Raw genomic sequence first — 8,710 nt, 5'->3', positions numbered from 1 at the left:
GGAGTCGTTACCGCCACATCGTCCCCTGCCGGGGGCTGGGCCTGCTTCCAGACGACGGCCCCGGCCAAGACCAGCAATAAGGCCATCAACACATGGGTGATCTTCATCATCGGCTCCTCGGATGGTTCTGGGCGGGTGAACGTCGTCGGCACCGAAGTGGGTTAATGCAAGAAAAAAAAAGGGCGGCTCCCTAGCGGGAACCGCCCTTCCAAGACCCGGGTGAAACGCGAACCCAGGCCTTTACCGGGACCTAGAGGTTGCTGAGCGCCTGCGTCAGGCGCAGCTCCTGAATGATGTGTGATGGAAGCGCTGACGAGCCCTGTTTGGACAGGGAGGCGCGTGAGCGCTGCAACGACTCCCCCGCCCCGCGCGGCGCCTGGGCCGCATTGTCGGGGCGTGCCAACCAGATGGTCGGCAGCACCACGGCAGCCAGCATAGTCGTTAGCCAGAATTTGAAGTTCACGCTGTCTCTCCCGATCACCGGCGAAGCGCCCGAGGTCGCTCGGCGGCCTACCGAGGCGCGGTCGTCGGCGCCTCATCCACTGAGCGCTATTTCATCAGGGAGCAGGCAGGGGGGCACGGGGGTCGGGGTCAGCGAGCCTTAGGAAAGTGAGACTCAGCTCGCATAAGGCGTGGGTAAAGTCCGTCGGATCGGCCGCCCCCGCGCACACCCGTGCGCGAGGGCGGCGATACCCTCCTGAAGCTAGTTACAGATCTTCACATCGTCGATGCCGCATTCGACGAGATCGCCACCGCCGGTCGCGTCAGCGCACTGCACGCGCAGCGCCACGTCAGAGCCCGCCGGGATACTCGCCGACGACGTGGCCCAGGCCGCATTCGTCTGTGTATCGCCGATGGACGCCAAGGTGCTCCAGGTGCTTCCGCCGTTCAGCGAGTACTCGACGGCAAAACCGTCGCCGCTGTCGTCGTTGCTGTCACGTTGACCGTGGAACCAGGCCACGGACAGGGTGGAGGCCGCACTCACCGGCCACACGGGCGAGCCCAGGATGCAGTTGCCGCCATCGACGTCCGCATTGCCGGGGCTGGTGTTGGTGGCGGTGAACACGGAGGTAGTGCCTGAGTTCGAGCCGCCCACCTGCGTGGTGACCCCGCCGTTGGACTGCTGGGTCGGGTTACCGAGCACATAGGCCCCGGTGGAGCAGGTGCTGGCGCCGTCGTTGAACCAGCCGTCGGCACCGGACTCGAAGTCGATGTCGACGCTGCAGCCACCACCCGGCGGCGGGCTGTCGTCGACCACCCGCACGCAGCGGAACTGACTCTCGTTGGTGCCGCTACCGGAGTCCTTGTCGTTGACGAAGGCGAGGCTCATGGAGCCGGTGTAGTTGGCGCCCACATCCACCGAATAGAACTGCCAGTCGCCGCTGCCGTTGTAGGTCGGGGAGAGATCGATCTGCCCGGTGCCGGTCCAGTTCTGCGTACCCCAGAACTGGAAGTAGCGCGGGTCATCGTTGAGCGTGTCGTTCTCATCGAAGCCGATGCCGTGGATTTCGCCCTGATTGCTCGAGCGGAAGTAGAACTCCAACGTGGTGCTAGAGCTCACCGTGAAGTCGCTCGTGGTGCGCACCCAGGTGTTGCCGAGCAGGTCGATCTGGTCGCCGCCGTCGGTCACGTTGAAGTTGTTGGCCTGGTTCTGCCCAGCGGCGCCCGTGAAGCTGAAGCTGTTCAGGTTCAAGGCGTCGCTCGCACACTCGGGCGCGGGCGGCGGCGGCGGGCCGCCCCCGTCATCGAGGGTGTAGAGCAGGAGGTTGGGCGAGCCCGACCCGGGGTTGGACACCACGCCGACGGTGGCGCGGGCGGTGAGTTCGTCCTGCACCTGGAAGGGCGTCCAGGTGGGGTTTTGGTCGAACACCAGGGCGGCTGCACCGGCGACGTGCGGGGTGGCCATGGAGGTGCCGCTGATCGTATTGGTGGCGTTGTTGGAGGTGTTCCAGGTGGAGGTGATCGACGAACCCGGCGCGAAGATGTCCAGGCAGACGCCGATGTTGGAGAAGGACGAGCGCGCATCCGAGCTGGTCGTCGAACCCACCGTGTAGGCGTTCGGCGCCGAGGCCGGCGAAAGATTGCAGGCGTTGAAGCCGTTGTCGTTGCCGGCCGCCACGGCATAGAACACGCCCGCGTTCACCGAGCCGTCGACCGCGTCGTTCTCCGATTGGGAGAAGCCGCCGCCGAGGCTCATGTTGGCCACCATCGGGATCGACGGGTTGTTCAGCTTGCGCGAGGTCACGTAGTCGATACCGCAGGTAATGGCGCTGTTAGGGCAGCTGCCGCTACCGTTGCACACCTTCACGGCGACGAGGGTCGCGTCCTTAGCCACGCCCCAGGTAGCGGAGCCAACGGTGCCCGCCACGTGCGTGCCGTGACCGTTGTTGTCCGACTGTCCCGTGCCGATGCAATCAGCACCCCACACGGCGCGGCCGCCGTAGTCCACGTGGCTGGTGCGGATGCCTGTGTCGATGACGTAGACCTCCACGCCGCTGCCGGTGAAGTCCCAGTGGTAGTTGTTGTCGAGGGGCAGGGAGCGCTCGTCCACCCGATCGATGCCCCAGGTGGGGTTGGCTTGATCGCCCACCACGCGCGACATCGCGTCCTGCTCCACGTAATTCACGCGCGGGTCCGCCGCGATCTTGCGCGCGGTGGCCTCGTCGGCGCGCACCGTCGCGCCGCGCAGGGCCCACGCGTAGGTGCGCTCCACGTCGCCGCCGTACTGGCCCGTTAGGCGCGTCGCCAGCTCTCGCACGCCTGACTCGGCGCCTCGTACCAGGCCAGCATCGTCGTTGAACACGACGATGTACTGGCCGGCAATGGTCTGCGCACCCTGCGGTACGCGGATCGTGCCGTCCCCTGCATAGCTCGCCGCCGTTGCGGCGAGCGATGCCAATACGGCCACCGTTCTGATCCCCATGGGTCATCTCTCCTAGCGTTAGTGAATGCCACCGCACTCCTCAGGAGTCGCGGTGCGTTGCCCGAGCGGTGACCATCGAACGGGTCACGGGCGATTGTCGTGCTCTCACGAACGGGCGATGCGCGACCGGCAAGCGGCAGTACGTACTGCAAAGCAGCAGCGGTGGCCGACGGCTCCTCGGGTTGGCTATCCGACAACACCCGATCCCCGGAACCGGCAACCTGCAGCATGCAAATCGCCCCCGGAGTGTTCACCAGCGCCGAAATTATTGTCAAACACAGATTGCGCGATTGAAGAGTCGCCGAATTTGCGTCATGTTTTATGGTTAGTCCGTCGCCTCCCCGGCACCGGAGGCGTCGTCCCGCGCAATCCGCTACCCTCAGCGCCTGGTTCCACGCGTAGGGATTCGCCCCATGTCTCGCCTCTCACGCAGCGCCGAGCCCCGGCTGCTGGTCGCGGCGCTATCGCTGCTCGCCGTGGCCACAGCACAGGCCCAGCAGGACTTCAGCGAGGTCCAGATCGACGCCCAGGCGGTCGCCGGATCCGTCTACATGCTCACGGGCGCAGGCGGCAACATCGGCGTGAGCGCAGGCGAGGACGGGGTCATCATCGTGGACGACCAGTACGCCCCGCTGGCGAGCAAAATTCGTAACGCACTCGCTGAACTCGCCGGTGACGCCGCACCGATCCGCTTCGTCATCAACACCCACTACCACGGCGATCACACGGGTGGGAACGAGACCTTCCAAGGCGACTACGGCGCCGCCGTGATCGCCCACGAAAACGTGCGCAAGCGCCTCGCCGAGGGCGGCAAGGCCGGCAACAAGGCGCGCATCGCCTTCGACCTCGAACCCGCGGCGCAGGACGCCCTGCCCGTGATCACCTTCCACGACGGCATGACCCTGCATCTGAACGGCGAGGACATCCGCGCGATGCACCTCGCCCACGGCCATACGGACGGCGACGCCATCATCTACTTCGCCAAGGCCAACGTGGTGCACATGGGCGACAACTTCGTCACCTACGGGTTTCCCTTCGTCGATCTGAGCGCGGGCGGCACGGTCGACGGCATGATCCACACCGTGGAGCACGTGCTCTCGGCCCTGCCGGAGGACGTGAAGGTGATCCCCGGTCACGGTGACCTCTCCACCACCGCCGACATGCGCCGCTTCGTGGCCATGTTGCGCGACACGCAGGCCAGGGTGAAGGCAGCACACGAGGAAGGCGTCAGCCTGGCCCAGATGAAGGAGCAGAACCTGCTGGCTGCCTGGGCCGACGCCTGGGGCGGCGGCTTCGTCAAAGTGAATGATTTCATTGACACGCTGTACAACGATCTCACGCAGCAGCAGACCAGCGCTCGCGACCCCGACGCGCACGGCCATCACTAGCGCTGCCCACACCGGTCGCCACCACGCCTGTCACCGCCCCGGCCCGATCAGGACGGCGCTGCTCTGCAGCGTAGTGGCGCTCACCACATGCGTCCTGGGCGCCTTCGCGCCCGAGGCGCACGCGGACAACCTCGGCGTGGTGCGTGCGCGGGCTGCGGCAGGCGATGCCCGAGCGTTGACCCAGCTCGGCATGGCGTACTACTTCGGCCGTGACGTCGCCGCCGACCTGCCCAAGGCGCTCGACTACCTGCGCGACGCCCGGGAAGCGGGTGATTCCCTCGCCCTGGCCATGCTCGGCGTGCACGCCCTGCGCGAACAGAAGATGGACGAGGCCCTCGAACTCCTGCGCCAGGCCTCAGCTGCGGGCCATGCGCTGGCCCAACGCAACCTCGCCGCCCTCTACCTGCGCGGAGCGGACACGACCGCTGGCCTCGCCCTGCTCGACGCGGCCGTCGCGCAAGGCGATCCCGCCTCCATGCTCACCTTGGCCACGTTCCTCGAGCAGCGGGAACCGGCGCAAGCGAACGATGCCCAGCGCGCCCGCGAACTGCTACGCCGCGCCGCGGCCCTCGGCGAGCCCAGGGCGCAGGTGCGCCTGGCCGAGGATCTGCTCGACGATGGTGTGCCCGAACAAGCGGAAGAAGCGGGCTTTTTCCTCCGCACGGCAGGCGTGTACACCAACAACACGGCCTGGGTACTGGCCACCGCGCCAGAGGCGGAGCGCCGCGACGGTGCCCGAGCCGTGCGTTTGATGGAAATCCTGCTGGACAGCGGAGACCCCCGCAACGGCGAGTGGGTGGACACGCTGGCCGCGGCCTACGCCGAGATCGGCCGCTTCGACGCCGCCGTGGCGACCCAGGAGGAGGCCATCGCCCTGATGGCCGAGGGCACGGACCCGACGCTCCTCGACGGCATGCGCGCACGCCTGGCGGACTACCAGGCGCGAAAACCCTACCGCGAGGCGCTGCCGTGAGGACTCTCCTGCGCCGCGCCGCGCATTGCTACCTACTCGTTCTACTAGCAACGTCACTGACGAGCGTCGCCCCCTCCGCTGACGGCGCAGCGCTACACCCCGAGGGCGCTGCCCTCGAGCGCCTCGAACGCACCCTGGACGCCCTCTACGAGCAGGCCCGCCTCGCCGCGGGCAGCGACGACAGCTACTCGCGCGGCGACGTCGCCGGCGCCATCAGCCACTGCCGCTACCTCAGCCAATTCCAATACCTGGAGATGCTCGACTACGAGCGCATCGAGGCGGATCGCGAGCGCTGCGCGCAGGCCGTGTCCTCCCGCTACCCCAACCACCCGGAAGTCTTGCTCTACCGCCTCGAGCAGCTGAGCGGGCAAGCCTTGATCGGCGAGGCGGAAGCGCTGCTGGAACGCGGCCAGGCGGTCGGCTGGACCAACCGACAAGCGGCCAACCTCTACGAGCTGCTGGCCTACGCCTACGCCGCGCAAGATCTCGACAAGGCGGGCTACTACGCGAACGCGGCGATGAACCTCGACCTGTTCTCCCCGGTGCGGGAGATCGCCGTGCGCTGGCTGATCGATCGCGACCAGGCGGCCCTCGCGGAGAAGATGCTGACGGCGCCACGCCTGGAAGCGCCTACCGACCCCGCTCGCGAGGTCGCCCTGCTCTTCGAACTCGGTGCCGACGACCTCGCCACCGCACGCTACGCCACCCTCGGCGCGGATGACGCACCGGACCACGACGAACTGACCCTCGCGCGACAGCTGCTGCGCTTCGGCCAGCAGGCGCTGGCGGCGGAGCAGTACGATGCCGCCGCCACCAGGCAGGCCCAGTGGTACCCCGAGTACGCCGCCTCCGTGCTCTACGAACGCTTTCGGGTGGCGCTGGCGCAGGATGATCGCGACGGCGCCGTCAGCACCTACGATCGCCTGCGCGCCGGCGGATGGGACAACGACCGCCTCCTGCGCTTGCGCTTGATGCTGGCCCGCGCTTACCCCGATCTACCCCTCACCCAGCGCGAACTGCCCGGCACTCTCGCCCTGTTCGGCGTGCTCCTCGGCGCCCTGCTCCTGCCCTGGATGACGCTGATCGCGCCCGTGCACTACCGCGGACTGATGCGCCAACACGCGGCCAAGCCGCGTCGCCCCACCCCCTTCGCCTGGCGCCTGGAGCACGCGTGGTTGGCCTTGAGCGTGGCGCTGATCTTAGGCTTCGCTGCGAACTATCTGCTGCAGCCGAGCGACATGAGCTGGAGCCCAGGGTTGCCCGAGGGTGACTCGCCGGTGACGGACGCGCAGAACAACTTGGCCATCGCCCATCTCACCATCACCGCGCTCGGTGCCACCGCCGTCACCGCCTTCCTCCTGCTGCCGTTTTGCGGAGGCCTCACAGGCCTGCGACGCCTGGCCAGCAGCACCTGGGACTGGCGCCAAACGCTCACGGTGGTGCTGCTGAGTTGGCTCGCCCTGCGGATCATGGCCGTGCTGCTGGCGGGCGTCTTCGGGGTGCGAACGAACATCTTCGCCGCCGTCGACACGATCGGCTTCCTGCCGGCGCTGCTGCTGGCGGGCGTCGTCGTCCCCCTCAGCCAGGAGCTGTTGTTCCGGGGCGTGCTCCTGAGCGCCTTTGCTCGCCACCTGTCCTTCCCCGTCGCCAACCTCCTGCAAGCAACGCTGTTCGCGATCATTCACAACGACGTGCTGGTGGCTCCGTTCTTCCTGGGGCTCGGTCTGGTGGCGGGCTGGACCGTGAAGCGCAGCGGTGGTTTGCGCGCTGCTGTTTTGCTGCACATGACGAATAACCTCGTGGCCCTCGTCCTGCACGTCGCCCTGACGTCGCTCGGTGGCGACAGCTAACGCAGCCCTTTAGCTCCAAGGCGCGTCAACCGTCGTCGAAACTGCACGTTGTGTCGTGCAGCATTGATGCGGACGATACGGTCATGGAACACAACACCCGCCCGAGGTGCTCGCCCCTGCGGCGCGCGCTGATCGCCGCACTCGCTGTGTGGGCCGGGCTCGCTACCGCGCAACCCGAAGCGCCGACGCCGTCGGCAGACGCCGTCGAGCGCTTCTCGCGAGCGACGGTCGTGGCCCGCGCGCGCGCCCTGGCCAGCGCACCCTACGTGCCACCGGCGCAAACCCCGCCGGCCCTCGCCAACCTCGACTACGACACCTACCGCGAGATCCGCTACCGACACGATGAAGCTATCTGGGGTGATAGCCCGACGCGTTTCGCAGTGGAGCTGTTCGCGCCGGGTTTCCTCTACCGCGACCTGATCGACATCAAGGTGGTGGAAAACGGCGTGGCGCGAGATGTGCGCGTCGATCAGGACTCCTTCGATGCGCCCAGCGAACAGGTGGCCGCCGCCCTGCGCAGCGCCGGCCAGTTCGCCGGGTTCCGACTGCACTACCCCTTGAACCGGGAGGACTACCGCGACGAATTCCTCGTCTTCCAAGGGGCCAGCTACTTCCGAGGGGTGTCCGCGGACCAACGCTACGGCCTGTCCGCGCGCGGGCTCGCCATCGACGTGGGTGAGGCGAGCGGCGAGGAGTTCCCCGTCTTCCGGGCGTTCTGGATCGAGCGCCCGGCCGCCGACGCCAACGCCATCGTCGTCCACGCCACCCTCGACAGCCCGCGGGTGACCGGCGCGTACACGTTCCGCATCTATCCGGGCGTGGTGCTCACGATGGACGTCACCGCCACCCTGTTCCCGCGTGAGAATCTGCGCCACGTCGGCATCGCGCCCCTCACCTCGATGTACCTCCACGGCAGCATCGATCCTCCGGCCCGCGCGGACTACCGCCTGCAGGTGCACGACTCCGAGGGCCTCGCCGTGCACACCGGCGCAGACGAGCACCTGTGGCGCCCGCTCAGTAACCCCGCCAAGCTGCAGTTCTCCGCGTTGCTCGATCAGGACCCGAAAGGCTTCGGCCTCATGCAGCGCAATCGCCGCTTCGCCGCCTATCAGGATCTCGAGGCGCTCTACCATCGACGTCCATCCGCCTGGGTCACGCCGCGCAACGCGTGGGGCCGAGGCGCCGTACAGCTGGTGGAAATCCCCACCCGCGAGGAGGTGAACGACAACATCGTGAGCTACTTCCGTCCCGCCGAGCCGCTGAAGGCGGGCAAGGAAGCGCAGTTCTCCTATCGTCTCACCTGGCCCGGGACGGGCCGCAGTCAGCTGCCGCGCACGCTCGGCCGGGTGGTGCGTAGCGCCCGCGGCAACAAGCTCAGCAGCACAGATCGAGGTGAGTTGGTGATCGACTACGAGTTTGCCCGCCCACCCACGGCGGCCATGCTCGATGCCATCACCCCAAGACTACAAGCGCCAACGGAACTGGCCGCCACCACGCGGGTGCAACGCAACCCGCATACCCAAGGATTTCGGGTGGTAATCGACTACCGATTGCCCCTGAGGAAGGAGGCGGAACT

General features: G+C 67.4%; 6 protein-coding genes. 4 read left to right on the top strand and 2 right to left on the bottom strand.

The genetic code is table 11. The annotated features are described in order from the left end of the window. Positions 1-250: 250 nt before the first annotated feature. Together AAF184_23435 and AAF184_23430 are read right to left on the bottom strand one after the other, a co-directional pair. The gene (locus tag AAF184_23435; protein ID MEO0425309.1) at positions 251-463 is read right to left on the bottom strand and encodes a hypothetical protein; all 213 of its coding nucleotides are present in this window, start codon (positions 461-463) and stop codon (positions 251-253) included. A gap of 240 nt (positions 464-703) precedes the next feature. Then, positions 704-2,923: a S8 family serine peptidase gene (locus AAF184_23430; GenBank protein ID MEO0425308.1), complete on the bottom strand. Its 2,220-nt coding sequence runs from the start codon at positions 2,921-2,923 to the stop codon at positions 704-706. Between the two features lie 413 nt (positions 2,924-3,336). Between AAF184_23430 and AAF184_23425 the strand changes: the two genes are divergently transcribed. The 4 genes from AAF184_23425 to AAF184_23410 form a co-directional block, all read left to right on the top strand. Next, a complete protein-coding gene (locus tag AAF184_23425; GenBank protein ID MEO0425307.1) occupies positions 3,337-4,311 on the top strand; it encodes an MBL fold metallo-hydrolase in 975 nt (324 codons plus the stop codon). A gap of 73 nt (positions 4,312-4,384) precedes the next feature. Continuing rightward, positions 4,385-5,284, top strand: a complete 900-nt coding sequence (locus tag AAF184_23420) for a hypothetical protein (GenBank protein ID MEO0425306.1) — start codon at positions 4,385-4,387, stop codon at positions 5,282-5,284. Next, positions 5,281-7,134 (top strand): type II CAAX endopeptidase family protein, encoded by a 1,854-nt coding sequence (locus AAF184_23415; GenBank protein MEO0425305.1) that lies wholly within the window; start codon positions 5,281-5,283, stop codon positions 7,132-7,134. Before AAF184_23420 ends, AAF184_23415 begins: the two co-directional genes overlap by 4 nt. 83 nt (positions 7,135-7,217) lie before the next feature. Further along, positions 7,218-8,710: glucan biosynthesis protein G (locus tag AAF184_23410; protein ID MEO0425304.1), on the top strand; the 1,493-nt coding region annotated here is incomplete at its 3' end.

It is taken from the genome of Pseudomonadota bacterium (assembly GCA_039815145.1).
In the GTDB taxonomy this organism is placed as follows: domain Bacteria; phylum Pseudomonadota; class Gammaproteobacteria; order Steroidobacterales; family JBCBZW01; genus JBCBZW01.
The sequence above is the reverse complement of the archived record's forward strand: the minus strand, read 5'-3'. Positions and strand labels throughout refer to the sequence as shown.

Bases quoted from the DNA above. Each gene is read 5' to 3' on its own strand.
- AAF184_23425 (MEO0425307.1), top strand. From the start codon at position 3,337: ATGTCTCGCCTCTCACGCAGCGCCGAGCCCCGGCTGCTGGTCGCGGCG.
- AAF184_23430 (MEO0425308.1), bottom strand. From the start codon at position 2,923: ATGGGGATCAGAACGGTGGCCGTATTGGCATCGCTCGCCGCAACGGCG.